Consider the following 21,597-nt stretch of genomic DNA (forward strand, 5'->3'; position numbering starts at 1 on the left):
AAATTGAATTAGAAGCGGAATTTAGCGTTTACGCCAACAGATTGTGTATCAAGATTTGCACTTTCAGCATTAGCATTTACATAGCTAGCACCTACAGCAATCGCTGGAGTGATGAAGTAGTTTACGTTCGCACCCCAAGCTTTGTTTGGTAAGTCGTCAAAGCTAGATTCTGCATAAGAAGCACCAACGCTTAATGCAGGCGTTAGGTAAAGGTCAGTTTTTAATTGGTAAGCAGTTTCGTCACCATAAACAAGACCAGCTTCTAAGCCAAGCGCCATGTTTGTACCGTCGATGTTACCTACGTATTTAGTACGTGCAGTAATCGCGTCTTGGTCATCAGCAATAGTAGTTGCTTCGCCAAAAGTTTTAACCACGCCATTGTTCATGATACCGAATGCATCAAGAGCGGTTTGATCAGCAACGCTAGTATAACCTACAGCAACCAAGAAGTTAGGTGCTACGACTGCACCAAGTTCTAATGCATAACGGTCGCCATTGTCATCACGAGTTACTGCATTTTTGCCATCAGTATGAGTGTGGCTATAAGATGCGCTTGCATAAGCAGGCACGAATTTAGTCGGGATATAAGCTTCAGCTTTAGCACCGTAAACATGAGATTCGATGTCAGAACGACCTTCATCTACAGGAGCATCATACTGGCCATATTGGTAAGCTAAAGATACATTTGATGCTTGGTTTAAAAAAGCAGCTTCAGCTAAAGGGCCTTTAGATGAATCAACGTTTTTGAAGTAGTAAGTACCTTGCACAGCACCAGTGAAGTTTTTGTCGTTTTCAGTCGTATCTACGTACTCTGATTGACCTTGTACTTCGAATTGGTATGCTTGAGCACCGGTCATGGCTAATAATAAAGCAGTGGCTAAACCGAGTTTTTTCATGATATTTACCAGATTGTTAACATTGGATTAAACTAAGGCTATTCTATTGTAACAATTTATTAAGTCAATGAACTCTAATGGTATTACATTATTGAGTAATTACTCTAACTATGTTATGGGTTAAAAATTGGTCAATTGAACGTATCCATGTCAACCAAAAAAAACTTACAGCAGAACAATAGGGTATACCTATTTAGAAAACAGAGAATGCGCGATATCGAATTGTACTGAACTTGATTTTTAATTGATAAATTAGATTGAATCGGTCGGTATAAACGGTAAAAAAGTTCAATAAGACATCTCAAATATAGGCGTTTTTGTGTCCTAAGTCTAAAAAACGCCTTAAATTAGAGCAAAAAACTCGGTTTTTGCTTACATAATGTACATATCCTCTCAGTATTTGTGATAATTTTCACAATAATTATAGGATTATATTAATCCATAGTGCTTTGGTTGGCTTTACAAGTGAACGGATTTATTTCATAATAATTTTAGCGAATCATTTAACAATATTGTTGTTTTCTGAGAAGCTAATTCTCCTCAAACAGTTTTTGTTTATATGCCCAACTTTCCCCAAGGTTGGGCTTTTTTTTATTTAAAATTCAGAAATATCTTCTTGTTTGAACAATATATTGAAATTTAATGCATTATAATGATGCAAATATGGACTTATATTTTTAATAAAATCCTTTTCTTTGGATAAAAAAAAACCAACCCCTAGAAGAAGTTGGTTTTTTTCGCCAAAATTTGTGGGAAAATTAGAATAACTGCTGAGGATATACTCTAATTCGCCCCAATACTGTGCATTATGCACCTAAATGTTGCATGTGTAAATATAGGTACTTTAAAAAATAGAAAAATCCGAAAATATTGAATGAAATTCACACTAAACATGAATATTATTAAGGATTGACTTACTTAGCTTTAACAGATAGGTGACATCTTGCTTGTAATCATTTAGGGAAGATGAAATCTTAAAACGATGTAAAACAACGAATTAATCACTTAAATACACGATATACTGTTTGTATAATGAACAGCTAATTTGATTGTCATTTATTCTGAAATGGGGGCGTGGTTGAAGTATGCGAGAAATACGCTCGGAGTATTTGAGTCAAAAGCTGTATATTGCAATGAGCATTATTATTTTGTCATTGTGTAGCTTATCCATACCTTTGATGGTCAAAAGTTATCGCGATTACATCAAAACCAACCAGGCTTTAACTGAAATACAAGCCCTACAAGCTGTTGCAGACTTGGCCAATAAGATTTCACGAGAGCGTGCACCAGCCAACAAACTCATGTCGAGTAATCAGCAAGACTTTGCTAAACATATGCATGAGTTAAAACTGTACCGACTCACGGTAGATGAGCAGATGCAAAAGACCTTAGAGGTTTTAAAGCATTCCAATCTCCCTAACTTAGATTTAAGTTTATTTGACCGTCTAGCTGAAGCTTTAACACAAGGCAGACAACAGGTAGATGCTTATGCAGCTCTACCACGTGAGCAACGTAATGCTGAGACTATGGATCAAGCCATTCTAAAAATGTTTAGTGCTTGGGATCGTAGCCATGATATTTTAAAAGACGTAATCGCTGTATCTGAAGGTAAAGACACAGCTGTTTCAAATTTCTATGTCCAAATTTTATTATTAGCAGACTTACGCGATCAGGCAGGTCGTGCAGCGTCCAATGTGATTGCACATGTAGCTTTTGAACAACCGATTCCTGAAACCAATTTAGCACGTTCATTACAAACACGTAAGCAAGTGATGTACTTGTGGGAACTCATTGATACTTTACAGCCAGAGCGTGATAAAACCGAAGAATTTAAAGTGCTGCATAAAGCGGTCTATAACGAGTTTTTAGCCAAAGGGCTGTTAATTGTTGAGCGTTTGATGAATGAAAGTATTTATCATCGACCCTATTATTTGTCAGGGACACAGTTAACTGAAGCAATTGTTGATAAATTTTCCACTGTGGTGGAGTTACAAAACTATTTACTCAAATATAGTGTTGAAAAAGCCAGAATTGAAAAGCGTAGAGCACAAAATATTTTGCTCACAACAGTAAGTATTTCACTCATTTCAATTTTTGCAGCATTGTTTACCATGATCTATGCACGCAAGAGAGTGTTTAGTCCACTTATTGAAGCGCGTGAAATTCTGTTTGATTTATCCCATTCCAGTATTCGCCCCAATTCGATGGATACCAAAGATCAACCAGCCAATGTACATACATTGTTTACAGCGATTCAGCAGTTAAAGCAGATGCTTCAGCAGCGAGATGCGTTGGAGTTTCGACTCAAAAATATTGCACATTTGGATTCACTAACGGGGGTTGCAAACCGTTATGCGCTGAATGAATACATTAAGCTTTTGGAAAATCAGCCGACTCAGTTTTCAGAGACGTGTTTAATGATGATGGATATTGATCATTTTAAGCAAGTGAATGATGTCCACGGGCATTTGGTGGGTGACCAAGTCATTCAGTTTGTGGCTGAGAAATTAAAAGATAATATTCGGACTTCCGATTTGCTGGTGCGTTATGGTGGCGATGAATTTATTGTACTCATTGAAAACATTAGCATGGAACGTGCTTTAAAAATTGCTGAGAAGATTCGCTGTGAAATTTATGAGGCAGCTTCAATGGATTCTACACGTAGTCCAGATTTGAGTGTGACCATAAGTATTGGTGTTGCGATTGGAGCCGCGAGTTGGACTGAACTGTTGGAGAAAGCCGATCGTGCTTTGTTTCAAGCCAAAGAACAGGGGAAAAATAAGGTGGCGAGTTAATGTATCGGAGATATTTATATCCACATAATGAGTAAAAATATAAATGGCTTACTCACATTCATACTTAATGAACATTTAAATTCTTTGTTTTTAGCGCATTTTAATATTTTGTCTTTCCATTGGGCAGGAGTTGCCTTACTTTTGGCTGGTGCTCAGTCCCTTGAGCACAGTTTGAAATTTAATTTAGAGGCGATCAAAAACTGATCCCATATTAGGTGTAAATAATTTATGGTAAAGTCGGGATGCGTAAGCATCTGTCATACCCGAAATATAGTCACAAATAATTCTATTTTTATTCTCAGCCTTTTCATATTGTTGCAGGGTTGAGGAAGGTAAAAGGTTTTTAGGATTGTTAGATAAGACTTCAAATAATTCAACCACGATTTTTTGCCCTTTGTAATCTAGAATTTGAATCTCAGGCTGTTTAATTACATTATTGATTACAAAAGTTTTAATTATTTCTAAAGCCTTTGTATTTTCTTCATCTTCTAAACCCGCATTATAGTCTAACAAAGGGTGTTCAAATAGGTTTTGTTTGCTGATATGTGCCTTCTTTAAAAAGTAGCGGATTAGTTTGCTAATAGCGTGTTTGCGGTCTCTATTTGTTAAACCAAATAGTAGTTTGGTGATTTCTTCCAAATCATTATTAAGTTCTACATTAATATTTTTAATAGCTGAAACTACTTGCTCTCGCCATTGATTTTCATTTACCAACTTTAAGGCAACGGCATCTTCAAGGTCATGAATTCCGTATGAAATATCATCTGCTAATTCCATAATAGATGAATCAAAAGACGTATAGAGTGGTTTTGTCTTTTTCTTAGGGTTGATTGTCATGAATTTTGAAAGATCTTCTTCAGAGAAAATTTTTGCGACCCATTTTGTAAATAAATCAGCTTCAGTATCTAGAATACATTTCGGAGGATAGTATTCTGTTAATTGAAGAGGGATATTTAAGTGTTGGTCTTGCTTTTTTTCAGGGTAAGGTAGATTAAATTTGGAATACGGAATAGGGTATTTAATGAGGCCTAGTAACGTTCTTCTAGTTAAGTTCATGCCATTTTCAGGAGTGTACTCAGCTAGTTTAGACACAATTCTCAGAGTTTGCCCATTCCCCTCAAAACCACCATCATTAATCATGCAATAATTGAGTGCTACTTCACCCCCATGACCAAATGCTGGATGTCCTATGTCATGTGCTAAACAAATACTTTCAATAGCATTTTGAGATGGAATTAAATCGATAAGCGGATCATCTTTATATCTTGATTTTAGACTTTCTGTTATTCCAAAACCCAATTGAGCAACTTCTAGAGAGTGTGTTAATCGGGTACGATAAAAGTCACTATCACCGATACCTAAGATTTGTGTTTTAGCCTGTAGTCGTCGAAAGGATGCCGAATGAATTATTCGAGCACGATCAATTTGGTAAGGCGTATCGGATGATTCTGAATTCCAATCTTCATCTTTAGACACATTGGAGTTAACCCTTTCTTGTAATAGTTGATGATCTAGCATTTTACCCTCTTAAAAAATAAAAAACGGTGAATGAATCACCGTTTTTATCATAATAAGTGAAATAATTCTTGTTTATTTCAACAACGGTTTTAAGAACCTTGCTGTATGCGAAACTTTATTTTTCACCACTGCTTCAGGCGTACCTTCGGCAATAATCTGACCACCACCCGCACCACCTTCAGGACCTAAGTCAATAATCCAGTCTGCGGTTTTAATCACATCCAAATTATGCTCAATCACCACAATGGTGTTTCCTTTGTTACGTAGCTCATGCAGGATGTCGAGCAACTTGGCAATGTCATGGAAATGCAGACCAGTCGTCGGTTCATCCAGTACATACAAGGTTTTACCCGTATCACGTTTTGCCAACTCACGCGCCAGTTTTACACGCTGTGCCTCACCGCCTGAAAGCGTCGTTGCAGACTGGCCTAAGCGAATATAGCCTAAACCGACTTGATTTAAGGTTTCCAAACGACGATGAATGACAGGAATCGCGTCGAAGAAATGCATGGCATCTTCCACCGTCATTTCCAACACATCCGAAATATTTTTGCCTTTATAACCGACTTCCAAGGTTTCACGGTTATAACGTTTACCATGGCAGTTATCACAAGGCACATACATATCAGGTAAGAAGTGCATCGCCACTTTGATCATGCCGTCACCTTCACAGGCTTCACAGCGACCGCCTTTCACGTTAAACGAGAAACGTCCTGCAGCATAACCACGCGCTTTGGCTTCAGGTGTTTGCGCAAATAATTCACGAATCGGGGTAAATAAACCCGTATACGTCGCAGGGTTGGAGCGAGGTGTACGACCGATCGGGCTTTGGTCAATATCAACCACTTTATCAAGGAATTGCAGACCATCAATCGAGTCAAACTTTTCTGCGGTTAAAGTGGTTGCACCATTCAGTTGAGTCGCTGCCAAAGGCAATAAAGTCCGGTTAATCAGCGTTGATTTACCTGAACCAGACACACCTGTGACACAGGTCATCACACCTAAAGGAATGGTTAAATCTACATTTTGCAGATTATGTCCCGCAGCACCCATGAGCTTAATTTGTTCATCAGGCTTTGGTGGTTCAGTACGTTTTTTCGGGACTTCGATTTTCAGTTTACCTGATAAGTACTGACCTGTGAGCGAGTCTGTATTCGCGAGAATTTCATCATACGTCCCTTCAGCAATCACATGACCACCGTGAATCCCTGCACCTGGGCCAATGTCGATAATATGATCTGCTGCACGAATCGCATCTTCATCATGCTCAACCACTAACACTGTATTCCCTAAATCACGTAAACGAACTAAGGTTTCCAATAGACGATCATTATCACGTTGATGCAGACCAATGGATGGTTCATCGAGTACATACATCACCCCCATCAAACCTGCACCGATTTGCGAAGCCAAACGAATACGTTGCGCTTCACCACCAGACAATGTTTCTGCTGATCGAGAAAGACTTAAATAATTTAAACCTACTGAGACTAAGAAATGTAGTCGCTCACGAATTTCTTTAAAAATCTTATCGGCAATTTCGCCTTTTGCACCACCAAGATTTAAGTCCTGATAATAACTTTCAGCATCGCCAATCGACATTTTAGTAATTTGGGCAATGGTTTTGTCTTTCACTCGAACATGGCGTGAAATTTCGTTGAGACGTGAGCCACCGCAGGCATCACAGGCCGCATTAGATAAATACTGTGACAAATCATCACGTACATAGTTACTTTCAGTCTCGCGGTAACGACGTTCTAAATGTGGCAAAATTCCTTCAAAAGGTTGCACACGATTATGTTTACGACCACGCTCATCTATGTAACTGAGATCAACTTTTTCTTTGCCTGTACCATAGAGGAATTTCTTTTTGGTATCGGCATCTAGTTCATTCCAAGGCGTATCCAAAGAAAAACCAAAATGCGCCGCCACTTTTTCAATCATGCTGTAGTAGTATGGGCGTTGTCTGTCCCAACCACGAATCGCGCCTTGGCTAATCGAAACATCAGGGCTTGGAATGAGTTTTTCAGCACTAAAATGACTACGAGTCCCTAAACCGTCACAGGTTGGGCAAGCACCAAAGGGGTTGTTAAATGAAAATAAACGTGGCTCAAGTTCTGCAACGGCACGGTCACATTCAGGGCACGAGTGTTTAGCTGAAAAGACCCGATCGGGATGTTCACCGTTCATCCACGAGAGAATGGCAATATCACCACCGAGACGTAGAGCCGTTTCAAAAGATTCTGCAATGCGGTTGCCAAGGTCATCACGGACTTTAAAACGATCCACCACTACTTCAATGGTGTGTTTTTTCTTTTTATCGAGTTCTGGAATTGGATCGAGATCAACAATCTCACCATCGACACGGGCACGCACAAAACCCTGACTTTGTAGTTGTTCAAATAGGTTGGAATATTCGCCTTTACGCTCACGTACCACAGGGGCAAGTAGCATCAGCGCTGTCCCTTCATCTAATCCTTTTACTGCATCGACCATTTCCGACACAGTCTGAGCCACCATCGGCAAATCATGTTCTGGACAAAACGGTGTGCCGACACGTGCGTAGAGTAGACGTAAATAGTCATAAATTTCAGTAATGGTGCCCACCGTAGAGCGTGGGTTGTGGCTGGTCGACTTTTGTTCAATTGCAATTGCAGGGCTTAAGCCTTCAATTGAGTCAACTTCAGGTTTTTCCATTTGTGATAGAAACTGGCGCGCATAGGCCGAGAGCGATTCGACATAACGACGCTGACCTTCGGCGTATAGTGTATCAAATGCAAGTGATGACTTACCTGAACCAGAAAGTCCCGTGATCACCACGAATTTGTCGCGGGGAATATCAAGGTTCACATTTTTTAAGTTATGGGTACGTGCGCCTCGAATACGGATATGACTTTGGCTCATAAAACTATCTCGAAATTGTGCAGATGAAGGAGGTATATGATAACGACTTATGCTTTGTTCAAGTATTACAGATGATTTTATAGCGACAAATTATGTCGGCTAGAAGAAAAATGCTGCTGATAGACTGTAGCTAGATTTGATGGTCGAGACAAGTCTCAAAGTAGAGTGACAGGCTGAGAGTTGGGGATGAAAAATTTGATTTAAATAATAGGAATAGAAGAAACATTAAAAATGTCAGGTGTATGGCAAAGCTAAAATGCTGTTGTCTATATCGCTTGTCATACGCCTGAGTGAGATCGTAATAGTTATGCTCTTATGCGACGACTAACATGCGATGGCATAGCTATGTTCAAAGATTGAATCGACTGTTTCAAAAGCAAAAGGACGCGCGATGTCATGATGAATTCGCGCATAAAAATTAACCTCATGCTCAAGAGTTTGTAAGAAGGCATCGTAATCATCTTCAAAGTCTGGCAGGTCGAGTAAGTCTTGTTCTCGACTTAAAATGCAATGATATTTTTTAATAAATGCCAACATCAGTTTTTGAATGTGTGGATTGGTATAGTAAATGAGATAGGTCGCGGCAGAACCGCAGTGTAAACAGCCTTTTTCAAGGTAAATTTCTTCGTTATTTAGCCAGCAACATTGTACGGTAAAAAATGCACGAATGGCTTCAGTACCTAGAGTATCAGGATGCATGAGAATGGCCCTCGAAAGTTAATTATGCAAATGATAATTATTATCATTATGGAAGTTTAGTTTTAAATGCCTAAAATAGCAATTGCACCATCTAAAAAAATACGATGTTCGGTCAATAAAAAAGCCCTGAAGGGTTCAGGGCTTTTTGAATCAGTTGTGCTTTTAAGCGTGGTCTAAACCGAGCCATTGCTGCTGTTTATAAGCGCTGTCCCAGAACAACCATTCGAGTTCAGCCCCTTTACGGTAGGCTTTATGCATTTTCTCAATGGTGTCTGCATCGCAACGCGCAGCCACTTTATCGATGGTTGCAATCACATTACGCACGGCTTGGTTGAATTCTTCACCTGCGTAAGTATCGATCCACGCTTGGTACGGGTTGTTGGCGATAGAGTTACCTACAATGTCTTTACCGACTTCAGCATAAATCCAAAAGCAGGGTAAGAGTGCCGCCAAAACCACAGGATAGCTTTCAGACCATGCTGTTGCGGTTAAAAAAGAAGTGTAATGGTGACAAGCTAAAGTCAAAGGGGTTTCTTCAAATTGTTGTTTTGAAATACCAAAGTTTTTCATAAAACCATCGTGCAAACTGCGTTCAACTACAATTGCTTCTTTGGCCCCTTGGCTAAACTGAATAATGTCATCAGCATCATACGCTTTGGCACCACATACGGCGAGTGCACGACCATAAGCGACCAAGTAATGTGCATCTTGAATGACATAATGGCAAAACGCTTCTTTATTAAGTGTGCCAGAGGCCAATTCTTGGTTAAAAGGTAAGGTCAGTGTTTTTTGATATAAATCTACATTACGTTGCCAAACGTCTTGAGAAAAAGCCATGATTCAATCCTGAGGGAAGCCCAAATATGGGCAAGACTATAACAACAGTTTGTGCGGAACAACAATCTATCTCCGTACATCGGTGAGATAAGTAAAAATTAACGAAGATGTTTTGGTTTCAGGCGCAAAAAGCGTCATAATTGCGGCCATAAAACTCAACCTGTTTTTTAAGTTTTCGTTCATCTCCAAATTTTTTATAGGTCGATCTGTCATGATGAAACATTTTGGTTTCTCTATCATTTTTACGATCGTGTGTCTTGCGTTGTCTGCGTACTGGGGTTTTACCCATGGACCAGAAGCGGGCTTAAAGACCATGTTTACTGCTTTGACCATTACTGCAATTTTAGCGGTGATGGAGGTCTCGTTATCTTTTGATAATGCCGTGGTCAATGCATCTGTGTTACGTGGTTGGGATCATTTCTGGAAAACGTTGTTCCTGACCGTGGGTATTTTAGTCGCTGTATTTGGTATGCGTTTAATCTTCCCTGTCGCAATTGTAGCTGTAACTGCAGATATGGGCTTTGTTGAAGTCGTACAATTGGCTTTGAATGATCCAAAAACCTACTCACAACGTCTGATGGATCACCACCCTGAAATTGCTGCGTTTGGTGGTGCATTCTTGTTACTTGTGTTCTTAAATTTCTTCTTAGATGAAGAGAAAGACACACACTGGTTCCGCTGGTTAGAACGCCGTTTGACCAACTTAGCCAATGTTCCTGCAATGTCGGTCTTCCTTGCACTGATTGCACTTTTGGTGATGGCGGCCAATGTCGATGAAGCCAAACGTCTGGTAGTAACCATGGCGGGCATCTGGGGCATTGTGGTTTATATTGGCGTACAAGTCTTGAGTCATTTGTTGGGTGGTGAACCTGAAGTTGATGAAGACGGCAATGCGGTTACGCATGATGCCAATGGAGCAACCACAGGTGTGGTCAAAGCAGGTATTGGTGGTTTCCTCTACCTAGAAGTACTCGATGCATCGTTCAGTTTTGATGGCGTAATTGGCGCGTTTGCTATTACTTCGGATGTCGTGATTATTATGCTGGGTCTCGCGATTGGTGCGATCTTCGTGCGTTCGATGACGATTTACTTGGTCGAAAAAGGTACTTTGGATGCCTATGTCTTCCTTGAGCATGGCGCACACTACGCGATTGGTGCTTTAGCATTCATTATGCTGGCAAGTGGTACAGGTCTACATGTACCAGAAGTCGTCACAGGTTTAATTGGTGTGGCTTTTATTGTTTGGGCTGTGATTGCTTCCATTCAATACAAAAAACATCAAGCGGCTTAAAGCAGATTGTTTTAAATCGAAGAAAAGCGCAGCTCAGGTTGCGCTTTTTGTTTTTCAGATCAGGAAGGCTTTTATTAAACATAAAATTCATGCCGCTAGTCGGATTGAATAGCCTATAATCTTGATCCAAGATTAATTCAATACAGTCTGTCCTCGTTTATGATGAATGCTTTAGAACGTCGTTCAACTTTTGCCTTAAGCAGTATTTTTGCCTTACGCATGTTGGGTTTGTTCATGATCATCCCTGTCTTTTCTGTGGCAGGGCAGACCTATGAATATGCAACGCCTGCGTTGCTCGGTTTGGCTGTGGGGATTTATGGCTTAACACAGGCCATTTTACAGATTCCTTTTAGCTTGATTGCTGACCGTTATAGCCGTAAGCCTTTAGTGGTTTTTGGGCTACTCCTGTTTGCTTTGGGTGGTGCAATTGCCGCAATGTCAGACACCATTTATGGGGTGATTATTGGTCGCGCCATCGCGGGTGGTGGTGCCGTATCTGCGGTGGTAATGGCTCTACTGGCAGATGTGACCCGTGAAGAAAACCGAATGAAAGCCATGGCAACCATGGGTATGAGTATCGGAGTTTCTTTTGCTGTAGCCTTTAGTTTGGGGCCGTGGCTTACCGGTCTCGTGGGGATTTCAGGATTATTCTGGGTAACGACCATCATGGGTTTAGCAGCCATTTCGATGTTGTTTTTGGTGCCGAAAGTCACCCGTCATCATCGTAATTACCAACAAGGTTATTTGGCCCAGCTCAAACAAGTCTTAAAAATGGGCGATCTGAACCGTCTACATGTGTCGGTTTTTAGCTTGCACTTATTGCTGACAGCAATGTTTATTTATGTCCCATCGCAACTCATCGATTTTGCAAAAATTCCACTCAATTCGCATGGTTGGGTGTACTTGCCATTGTTGGTGATTAGCCTATTTTTTGCCTTTCCAAGCATTGTATTGGCTGAAAAATATCGCAAAATGCGAGGCATCTTTTTAACGGCGATTGGCGGTATTATTTTAGGCTTAGGCATCCTAATTTTTGGTTTTGAGTCAAAGTATATTTTGCTCACAGGTTTGGGCCTATTCTTTATTGCTTTTAATGTCATGGAAGCGTTGTTGCCCTCATGGTTATCGAAAGCCGCACCAATTCAGTCTAAAGCCACCGCGATGGGCGTCAACGCCAGCAGCCAGTTTTTAGGCGCTTTTTTTGGTGGTGTTACAGGTGGTCAGTTGTTGCTATTAAACAATACGGCCTTGGGTTGGAGTATTCTAACTGGACTTGCCATTATTTGGTTATTGATTAGTTTTGGCTTGGCACAACCACGCTATTTGTCTTCGATGGTGTTGCGTTTACCTGAACATAAACAAACAGACGAATGGACTTCACAGCTTTTAGCGATTCGTGGTATTGAAGAGGTCGTGGTGATGTCTGATCAGCAAGTAGCGTATGTAAAAGTCGATAAGCAGCAAATAGATGATGCTACGCGACAAGATTTAACGCAGTTGTTGGGGAAAGAGGTAGCCATTTAAGCATAACTCTTATAAAGTAAATAATAGAAATAGATAGGAAGTAAACATCAGATGCGCGGTGTAAATAAAGTTATTTTAGTGGGCACATTGGGCCGAGATCCAGAGACGAAAACTTTTCCAAATGGTGGTTCGTTGACACAGTTTTCAATTGCAACGAGCGACTCTTGGACAGATAAAAGTACAGGTGAGCGTAAAGAGCAAACTGAATGGCATCGTATTGTGTTACACAACCGTCTAGGTGAAATTGCGCAACAATACCTACGTAAAGGTTCGAAAGTTTATATTGAAGGTTCACTGCGTACACGTCAGTGGACAGATCAAAATGGTCAAGAACGCTACACCACAGAAATTCGTGGTGAGCAAATGCAGATGCTTGACAACAACCGTCAGCAAGGTGAGCAAATGCAAGGCGGAAATGATGGTTATGCACAACCACGTTTCAACAATAACCAAGGTGGTGGTTATAATAATAACAACAACCAAGGCGGTTATGGCGGCAATCCAGCAACGGGCAATAGCAACAACCAACAAGGTGGTTATGCGAACAATAACCCAAGTGGTTTTGCACCAAAAGCAGCACCTCAGTCTGCGCCTGCAACAGCACCAGCAGATATGGATGATGATCTTCCATTCTAACTTGTACAATATGTAAATATTTTATTTAAAATAAGAACTTGATTTAGATTGAGTTCTTATTTTTTTTGACTCGGAAAACTTTGTTTTTAAAAAAGAACTTTATAGAATAAAAATGTTTATCTCATGTGAGTGACATAGCATACTTTTCCTCTCTAAAAAAAGGGACCTCTGAAGAGATCCCTTTTTAGAAATACGAAATGCTAATAAATCATGATAAAGATTGCTGAGGATGAACCATATTTTTGATCGATAGCACATCAGCCAAAAGTTGATCAGACAATAGGTTTTCAGCTTTAATTAAAGCCAATACACTTTGACCAGTCTCATTCGCTTGTTTTGCAATACGAGTCGTTGTTTCATAGCCCAAATATGGGTTGAGTGCAGTAATAATGCCGATTGAATTATCTACATTTGCCTGACAGTGTTCAGCATTGGCACGGATGTTTTCAATACATTTATATTGGAACATTTGCATAGCTTTACCTAACAAATCGATCGATTCGAACAGTTTAAATGCAATTAATGGCTCCATCGCGTTGAGCTGTAACTGACCTGCTTCGGCCGCCAAAGTAATGGCTAAATCATTTGCAATCACTTGAAAACACACTAAATTCATTGCTTCTGGAATAACAGGGTTCACTTTTCCAGGCATAATTGAACTGCCTGGTTGACGCGGTTCTAAATGAATTTCATTCAGACCAGTACGAGGACCACTAGAAAGTAAACGCAGGTCATTGGCAATTTTTGAAAGTTTAGTCGCGGTACGCTTTAAGAAGCTCGATAATAAAACGAAATCACCCATATCTGAGGTTGCTTCGATTAAATCGGGTGAACTGCTGATCTGCTTTTGCGTAATTTCAGACAATGCTGCGATGGCATATTCGCGATATTTAACTTCGGTATTGATCCCTGTTCCAATAGCTGTTCCGCCTAAATTTACAACACTTAAAGCAGACGGCATGATGTCATTGAGCTTGTTTAAATCATTTTGTAAAGTATTTGCAAATGCGCCGAACTCTTGACCCAAGGTCATTGGAACAGCATCTTGCAATTGGGTACGCCCCATTTTTAAGATATGCGAAAACTCATCTGACTTGTTCTTAAAACTTTCAATTAAATTTTGAAACGGGCTGTTCAATTGCTCTATTGCAAAAATTAAACCCACTTTAATTGCCGTTGGATAGACATCATTGGTTGACTGAGACATATTAATATCATTATTTGGATGTAAATATTGATATTCGCCTTTTAAGTGATCTAAATGTTCTAATCCAATATTAGCCAGTACTTCATTGATATTCATATTGGTGGACGTTCCAGCACCACCTTGAATCATATCAATTGGAAACTGGTCATGATATTTATAATTAATAATCTGTTCACATGCATACTGAATTGCATTGTATTTATTTTCTTCAATTTTATTGAGTTTAAAATTTGCTTCTGCACATGCTGCTTTAACCATTGCAAGTGCATTAATAAAAACAGGGAATTGATTGAGTTTATTTGGACTTAAATTAAAGTTTTCTAAAGCCCTTAAAGTTTGTACACCATAATAGCAATGCGCAGGAATTTCTTTATGTCCTAATAAATCCTTTTCAACGCGTGTGTTAATCTTAATGTTCATTTAAATAGACTCTAATCTCGAATAAATCGATATTAAGGTGGGCACGGTTTTTTTTCTAATGTAAAAAAATATTACTACATGCATTTTTTGCATAATAGATTATAATTGATCAAAGGATGAGTGAAGAATGAGTTATGACTTTAGAAATTCGATGGATTGAAGATTTACTTGCGTTAGAGCAAGAAAAATCGATATCTCAAGCAGCAGCTCTACGACATGTCACGCAGTCTGCCTTTACACGCAGAATTCAGAACATTGAAAACTCATTGGGTTTCCAAATTTTGAAAAGATATAGTAAAAATATTGATTTCACAGAAGCAGGCCAAGTTTTACTCGCTTCGGCAAAAAACATACAAAATCAACTTACTGCAACAATAAAATATTTAGAAAAGAATGTGAAACATGATGAGTTAACCGTCAAGTTTGCAGTGTCACACTCGCTCATTACCCAGTTTTTCCCCCGCTTTATTCATGAGTTATCGATGGATATGACGGACTTAAAACTGGAAATTATTGCGTCGAATTTCAAACAGGGCATGCGCTTATTAAAAGATGGCTCGTGTGATTTTTTAATCAGTTATTGTGATCAAAAAACATTAGAACAATTCGATCGTTCTTTATTCGAATTTCATAAAATTGTTGAAATGGAAATACTCCCTGTGACGGCCCTAGATCAGGAGGGGACTGCCAAATATTCACTCGATCAGTCTTTTCCTTTGTTGTCTTATAGTAAACAAGCATATTTAAGAAATTGTGTGGATGAAGCGATTGAAAATAAGTTGGATTATCGAACTTTATATGAGACGGATAATGCAGGGGATTTAAAAGAGTTAGTGCTGCAAGGTTTAGGTGTGGCATGGTTGCCTAAATTATTGGTTGAAAGAGAAATCCAAGAAAATAAATTAAAAGTACTGGATGGTGAGCAGTACTATTTATTTCAAGATGTCTATCTGGTTAAGCGTGAAATGTCATTTTCAAATCGAATTAATTATATTTGGAATATATTGATTCATAAAAATAAATAATTGGATTTTATGGGTTATTTTAGTTAATCGCTCTGAGGTATATTTAAATAATAAATAAGGTGATTTTATAAAGAGCAAATAAAGGACTTTACTTACGATTTAAAAATCACCTTATATTTTCTCGATAAATAATTCTAACTGTTATCGGCCAATTGGTTTGCGGGAGGAAGGTTATTCACCATGATACCTTCTTGCTCCATAAGTTCATCTTTATTACCTTCAGTACGTGCAATCACGGCAGTTGCAATACTATTTCCAATCACATTGGTTGCCGTACGACCCATATCTAAAAACTGATCAATCGCTAAAATTAATAGAATACCGGCTTCAGGAAGCTTGAACATAGCCAGTGTTGAGGCAATCACCACAATGGATGCTCGTGAAACACCTGCAATCCCTTTACTCGTAATCATGAGGGTAAAGAGTATGAGTGCTTGCTGGGAAAAACTTAAATCAATGTTGTAGGCTTGTGCAATAAATAACACGGCAAATGCCATATACATCATCGAGCCGTCGAGGTTGAATGAATAACCTAGAGGGAGCACGAAACTGGTAATACGCTTAGGTACACCGAATTTATCCAAAGCTTCCATGGTTTTTGGATAAGCCGATTCACTACTTGCGGTCGCAAATGCCAACATAGTGGGTTCACGCACGATTCGCATCAATCTAAAAATATCTTTTTTCAAGAAGATATAGCCAAATGCAATCAGGAGAGTCCAAAGTACCAGTAATCCCACATAGAACTGCCCAATGAAAATACTATAATCGATAATCAGTTTAGGGCCTTGGATGGTAATCGCGGAAGCAATGGCTGCAAAAACGGCGATAGGTGCAAATGCCATGACATAATCTGTAATTCGGAACATCACCTTACAGAGTTCATCAATTATTTTACCAATGACCGTTGCTTCACTTTGGTGTTGAACATAGGCAAGTGCAGAACCAAAGAAAATTGAGAAAACCAAAATCTGTAAGATCTCATTATTGGCCATGGCTTCCGCAAAACTACGCGGGAAAATATGCGTAATGAAGGTTTCTAAGCTCAGACTTGTCGCACTTACACCAATATCAACCGCTGTTTGAGGAACGGTGAGATTCATTCCAGCACCAGGTTGGAATAAATTGGCTAAGCCCATGCCCAGTAAAAGTGAAATAAATGATGCACCAATGAACCAACTCATGGCTTTTAAGGTAATTGATCCCAGCGATGAGGATTTTCCCATTGAGAGCAGACCAGAAACGATTGTTGCAAAAACTAAGGGTGCAATAATCATTTTAATTAATCTTAAGAATACATCGGTCACTATTTTAAAATAGGCGGCAAGTTCTGTGGTTTGTGCAGTTGTTAAAGTGCTATGAAAAGCCCAACCAATTAGTATTCCAGAGATCATGGCAATCAGAATATATTTCAGTAGTTTCTTCTGTTTCATACTTATCGTTCCTTCTTTAATCTTCTTTTCATCAACTTTTGACCTGATGTAGCAAGGCCTTGATGACATTCCATGTTGATCAATTTATAGAGGCATTACTTGAGGTATTGAGTGCTAAATCGTCGGTTGGGATTTAACTGTGGCAAGTGTTACTTTTTTTTAAAAAAAACGACAATGCAATTTTTAATTCAGTTATGCAAAAAATGCATGAGATGATTCTTTAGTTTTACTTGATATAGGTGCGCTGTTCTTGAGAGTAAGACCAAATGTTTGTTGTTTTAATTCTGATGGGTGATAGGAAAGATACTAAATTTTCTGATTCTGTGAGGCAGAGTGAAGAGCTGAGAGTGAAGCGAAAGTTAATGAATACAAAAACTCAAAACTGAGCTTGTGCTCTTCATTTTGCCACGGACAAAACCATTGAATTGTCCGTGTTATCCAATATTTTAATGATCAGCTTTTGATTTTAAGTTTATGATCTAAATAGATAATTAAATTAAATTTCTATCGTGTTGATGTTGTTAACTGAGCAACGTTGAGTCATTTCATGATTTTTCACAGCACACGCACGAGGGCTTTATGCTTTCATCCTTTCCTTTCGTACACCCATAAAAAATTATCTATGCGCATTCCATTGTTAAAGCGACAAAATTTTAAAACATGAATTTAGTTCACTTTGGTGTGAGATTAAATCATTTTTATTCATGTGATCATTCAGGTATAAATTAAACCACGCTCTTAACGATAGTTGATATTCATCGTTGCTTCTTAGCCTGATGTTCAGAAAAAACTGAAAAGGTTAGAAAAACGATTCGCTAGAAAGATCCAAAAATAAAATTGGAACGTCTAGAAAGAGCATGAAAGAAATTCAGTTTTATCGCAGAAATATAGGGTAACAGATCGCCATGAGTACAGAGTTTGCATGTTCAATTAAACGCATTCGTTTTGATGAAAACTATCAACCAGCAGATAACACACGTCTAACGACGAACTTTGCTAACTTGGCGCGTGGTGAAAGCCGTGAGCAGAACCTACGTAATACACTTCGTATGATTAATAATCGCTTCAATGCCTTAGCACAAACAGATAACCCGAATGGTGATCGTTATTCGCTTGAAATCGATATTATTTCTGCAGATTTAGATGTTGAAGGGAATGGAAAATCTTTCCCAATTATTGAAATGCTGAAAAGCACGATCACCGATCATCATACCCATCAACGTATTGAGGGCATGATTGGCAATAGCTTCTCATCTTATGTACGTGACTACGATTTTAGCGTGGTGTTGAAAGAACATAATAAAGAGAATTCGACGTCGTATGCACCTGAAGGTTTTGGTGAATTACACGGTAAGCTTTATCAGTATCTGGTGAACTCGGAAACATTTAAAGCAGAGTTTAATCAACAACCTGTGATTTGCTTGAGCGTTTCAACCGCGAAGAAGTATCACCGTACTGCCAATGAGCATCCCGTTTTAGGCGTTGAGTATAAACAAGATGCGTACTCACGTACCGATGAGTATTTCCATAAAATGGGCTTACAGGTTCGCTTCTTTATGCCAAAAGGGAGTGCTGCACCTTTAGCATTCTATTTTGCGGGTGATTTACTGCGTGATTATACCGATCTTGAATTGATCAGCGCGATTAGCACCATGGAAACCTTCCAAAAGATTTATCGCCCTGAAATTTACAATGCAAATTCATCGGCAGCGCAAGTGTATCAAGCCAGCTTAGAGTATCCAGATTACTCATTAACACAAATTGTATATGACCGTGTTGAACGTGGTCAGTTAGCGGTTAAACAAGGTAAATGGACGGAAGAGAACTTTATTAAGCCGTATCAAGACATCCTTGAACAATGGGCTGCGAATTACACCGTAAACAGCAACGCTGCTTAATTTAACTGAAATAGAATATTGAAATAGAGATTTAAAATGGCCATTTTATTACCAACATCAACTGCGGGCAGTTTACCGAAACCATCGTGGTTAGCAGAACCTGAAAAACTATGGTCACCTTGGAAACTTGAGGGTGAGCAACTGATTGAAGCGAAACAAGACGCTTTACGTTTGTCTTTGCAAGAACAATTGCATGCAGGCATTGATATCGTGAGTGATGGTGAACAGACTCGCCAACATTTTGTGACCACATTTATTGAATATTTGGATGGTGTGGATTTTCAAAAGCGTGAAATGGTTCGTATCCGTAATCGTTATGATGCAAGCGTTCCATCGGTGGTAGGTGCCGTATCACGTCAAAAGCCAGTGTTTGTGGAGGATGCGAAATTTTTACGCAGTCAAACCACTCAACCAATTAAATGGGCATTGCCTGGCCCAATGACCATGATTGATACCTTATATGATGGTCACTACAAAAGTCGTGAAAAATTGGCTTGGGAATTTGCCAAAATCTTGAATCAAGAAGCATTGGAGTTAGAAGCAGCGGGTGTGGACATCATTCAGTTTGATGAACCTGCATTTAATGTATTCTTTGATGAAGTCAATGACTGGGGCGTAGCAACCTTAGAGCGTGCGCTTGAAGGTTTGAAATGTGAAACAGCAGTACACATTTGCTATGGCTACGGTATTAAAGCCAATACAGATTGGAAAAAGACTTTAGGTTCAGAATGGCGTCAATATGAAGAAGCATTTCCGAAACTACAGCAGTCTAAAATTGACATCATCTCACTTGAATGCCAAAACTCACGTGTGCCGATGGATTTAATTGAATTGATTCGCGGTAAAAAAGTCATGGTCGGTGCGATTGATGTGGCAACCAATACCATTGAAACACCAGAAGAAGTGGCAAATACATTACGTAAGGCCCTACAGTTTGTCGATGCAGATAAACTATATCCATCAACCAACTGTGGTATGGCGCCTTTAGCGCGTCATGTTGCTCGCGGTAAGCTGAATGCCTTAAGCGCTGGTGCAGAAATTATTCGTAAAGAACTCTCGGCTTCATACGCAGCAAGCGCATGATGTGAAAGAGCTCCCCAATTTGACCAAATCGGGAGCTCTTATCCGAGTACAAGCATGTGTCCGTTACTGAGGAATAAAATGATGATTGAAGCAATAGACTTTAGAAATGCAATGTCTTTGTTAACCAGTGCAGTGAGTGTCGTAACTACGGCAGGCATGGCTGATCGTCATGGGTTCACAGCATCTGCGGTGTGTAGTGTGACGGATACACCCCCGACATTATTGGTCTGTATGAATAAGGCATCGCGTTCACATGCACATTTTGTCGATAATAAAATTTTAACTGTGAATGTGTTAGGCGCACAACATCAGCATATTTCGAATGTCTTTGCATCTAAAATGACGTCTGAAGAGCGTTTTAAACATGGTGTTTGGACCGAACTAGAAACGGGCGCACCTGTTTTAAAGGATGCTTTAGTCAATTTTGACTGTGAAATTGATGACATTCAAGAAGTGGGAACACACACAGTTTTTATGTGTCGTATTGTCGCGATTCAACAAAGCCAGCATGAGCAAAGTTTGGTTTATTTTAATCGTGCTTATCATCAGGTAGGGCAGACCGAAACGGCTTAAATTCACTTTATATTGAACATCAAAGTGCTGCAATGACCTCCTAAATCATAGATTTTCCTCGACTTGACTCAAGATTTGACTGTATTGGGCTCATTTGAAAAATCGAAAGGTTTTCATTTAGACCACAAGATGGTGAAAATCGGGCAACAGTATTGGGAAATAATAAATCTAAAAATCCGATAAAAATAATAAAAACTTACTGTTTTACCAATTTTTGGTTTGTGCGTATTCTTGCTTCATCACATAAGCACTCTCACAAATTTTTTGAGGACGAATACATGAGTTTAATCAATACTGAGATTAAAGCATTTAATGCAACAGCTTACCAAAATGGTGAATTCATTGAGTTGTCTGAGCAAAACTTAAAAGGCAAATGGTCTGTCGTATTTTTCTATCCTGCTGATTTCACCTTTGTATGTCCAACAGAATTGGGCGACTTGGCCGATCACTATGCTGAATTTCAAAAACTCGGCGTGGAAATTTACGGCGTATCGACCGATACCCATTTTACCCATAAAGCATGGCACGACACGTCAGATGTGATTGGTAAAATTCAATATCCATTGATTGGCGATCCAACGTGGACTTTGTCTAAAAACTTTGACGTGCTGATTGAAACTGAAGGTCTCGCAGACCGTGGTACTTTTGTGATTGATCCTGAAGGTAAAATCCAAATTATTGAAATTAATGCTGGCGGGATTGGTCGCGATGCATCTGAACTATTACGTAAAGTGAAAGCAGCACAATATATACATGCGCACCCAGGCGAAGTATGTCCTGCAAAATGGAAAGAAGGCGAAGCAACGCTTGCGCCGTCAATCGACTTGGTTGGTAAAATTTAAGTCACCCTCGATGGTT

16 protein-coding genes are annotated in these 21,597 nt (G+C 39.3%); 9 read left to right on the forward strand and 7 right to left on the reverse strand.

The window, feature by feature from the left end; translation table 11 throughout:
* Positions 1-8: 8 nt before the first annotated feature.
* The gene (omp33-36, locus tag CDG62_RS03730) at positions 9-896 is read right to left on the reverse strand and encodes a porin Omp33-36 (protein WP_087526710.1); all 888 of its coding nucleotides are present in this window, start codon (positions 894-896) and stop codon (positions 9-11) included.
* Between the two features lie 1,085 nt (positions 897-1,981).
* On the opposite strand from omp33-36, the gene CDG62_RS03740 reads away from it, so the two are divergent.
* Complete coding sequence (locus CDG62_RS03740; protein WP_087526712.1) at positions 1,982-3,691, forward strand: GGDEF domain-containing protein; 1,710 nt, start codon at positions 1,982-1,984, stop codon at positions 3,689-3,691.
* 183 nt (positions 3,692-3,874) lie between these two features.
* On the opposite strand, the gene CDG62_RS03745 is transcribed toward CDG62_RS03740, so the two are convergent.
* The 4 genes from CDG62_RS03745 to tenA form a co-directional block, all read right to left on the reverse strand.
* Positions 3,875-5,209: an anti-phage deoxyguanosine triphosphatase gene (locus tag CDG62_RS03745; RefSeq protein WP_087526713.1), complete on the reverse strand. Its 1,335-nt coding sequence runs from the start codon at positions 5,207-5,209 to the stop codon at positions 3,875-3,877.
* Between the two features lie 72 nt (positions 5,210-5,281).
* Complete coding sequence (gene uvrA / locus CDG62_RS03750) at positions 5,282-8,113, reverse strand: excinuclease ABC subunit UvrA (protein WP_087526714.1); 2,832 nt, start codon at positions 8,111-8,113, stop codon at positions 5,282-5,284.
* 324 nt (positions 8,114-8,437) lie between these two features.
* Entirely contained in the window at positions 8,438-8,812 is a 375-nt protein-coding gene (locus CDG62_RS03755; RefSeq protein ID WP_087526715.1) for a hypothetical protein, read from the reverse strand.
* A gap of 162 nt (positions 8,813-8,974) precedes the next feature.
* Positions 8,975-9,649, reverse strand: coding sequence for a thiaminase II (gene tenA / locus CDG62_RS03760; RefSeq protein WP_087526716.1), 675 nt, complete (start codon positions 9,647-9,649; stop codon positions 8,975-8,977).
* Between the two features lie 211 nt (positions 9,650-9,860).
* On the opposite strand from tenA, the gene CDG62_RS03765 reads away from it, so the two are divergent.
* The 3 genes from CDG62_RS03765 to ssb all read left to right on the forward strand — a co-directional run bounded on the left by CDG62_RS03765 (position 9,861) and on the right by ssb (position 13,100).
* Complete coding sequence (locus CDG62_RS03765; protein WP_058870674.1) at positions 9,861-10,940, forward strand: DUF475 domain-containing protein; 1,080 nt, start codon at positions 9,861-9,863, stop codon at positions 10,938-10,940.
* Positions 10,941-11,099: 159 nt separating this feature from the next.
* Complete coding sequence (locus tag CDG62_RS03770) at positions 11,100-12,464, forward strand: MFS transporter (RefSeq protein ID WP_087011846.1); 1,365 nt, start codon at positions 11,100-11,102, stop codon at positions 12,462-12,464.
* A 51-nt stretch (positions 12,465-12,515) separates the two neighbouring features.
* Positions 12,516-13,100, forward strand: a complete 585-nt coding sequence (gene ssb, locus CDG62_RS03775; RefSeq protein WP_087526717.1) for a single-stranded DNA-binding protein — start codon at positions 12,516-12,518, stop codon at positions 13,098-13,100.
* 208 nt (positions 13,101-13,308) lie between these two features.
* Here the strand turns inward: ssb and CDG62_RS03780 are convergent, their stop codons facing one another.
* Positions 13,309-14,727 carry an aspartate ammonia-lyase gene (locus tag CDG62_RS03780; protein WP_087526718.1) on the reverse strand — a complete coding sequence of 473 codons (1,419 nt, stop codon included), beginning with the start codon at positions 14,725-14,727 and terminating at the stop codon, positions 13,309-13,311.
* Positions 14,728-14,861: 134 nt separating this feature from the next.
* Here CDG62_RS03780 and CDG62_RS03785 point away from each other — a divergent pair, with 134 nt between their 5' ends.
* Complete coding sequence (locus CDG62_RS03785; RefSeq protein WP_087526719.1) at positions 14,862-15,752, forward strand: LysR substrate-binding domain-containing protein; 891 nt, start codon at positions 14,862-14,864, stop codon at positions 15,750-15,752.
* 134 nt (positions 15,753-15,886) lie between these two features.
* Here CDG62_RS03785 and CDG62_RS03790 read toward each other — a convergent pair whose 3' ends face one another.
* Positions 15,887-17,185 (reverse strand): dicarboxylate/amino acid:cation symporter, encoded by a 1,299-nt coding sequence (locus CDG62_RS03790; RefSeq protein WP_087526720.1) that lies wholly within the window; start codon positions 17,183-17,185, stop codon positions 15,887-15,889.
* Positions 17,186-18,090: 905 nt separating this feature from the next.
* Between CDG62_RS03790 and CDG62_RS03800 the strand changes: the two genes are divergently transcribed.
* The 4 genes from CDG62_RS03800 to ahpC all read left to right on the forward strand — a co-directional run bounded on the left by CDG62_RS03800 (position 18,091) and on the right by ahpC (position 21,581).
* Positions 18,091-19,083, forward strand: coding sequence for a DUF1852 domain-containing protein (locus CDG62_RS03800; protein ID WP_087526721.1), 993 nt, complete (start codon positions 18,091-18,093; stop codon positions 19,081-19,083).
* Positions 19,084-19,119: 36 nt separating this feature from the next.
* Positions 19,120-20,166 carry a methionine synthase gene (locus CDG62_RS03805; RefSeq protein ID WP_087526722.1) on the forward strand — a complete coding sequence of 349 codons (1,047 nt, stop codon included), beginning with the start codon at positions 19,120-19,122 and terminating at the stop codon, positions 20,164-20,166.
* Between the two features lie 81 nt (positions 20,167-20,247).
* The gene (locus CDG62_RS03810) at positions 20,248-20,739 is read left to right on the forward strand and encodes a flavin reductase (RefSeq protein WP_162904055.1); all 492 of its coding nucleotides are present in this window, start codon (positions 20,248-20,250) and stop codon (positions 20,737-20,739) included.
* Between the two features lie 278 nt (positions 20,740-21,017).
* Complete coding sequence (ahpC, locus tag CDG62_RS03815) at positions 21,018-21,581, forward strand: alkyl hydroperoxide reductase subunit C (protein ID WP_087526724.1); 564 nt, start codon at positions 21,018-21,020, stop codon at positions 21,579-21,581.
* Positions 21,582-21,597 lie beyond the last annotated feature (16 nt).

The sequence above is a fragment of the Acinetobacter sp. WCHA55 genome (genome assembly GCF_002165305.2).
In the GTDB taxonomy this organism is placed as follows: domain Bacteria; phylum Pseudomonadota; class Gammaproteobacteria; order Pseudomonadales; family Moraxellaceae; genus Acinetobacter.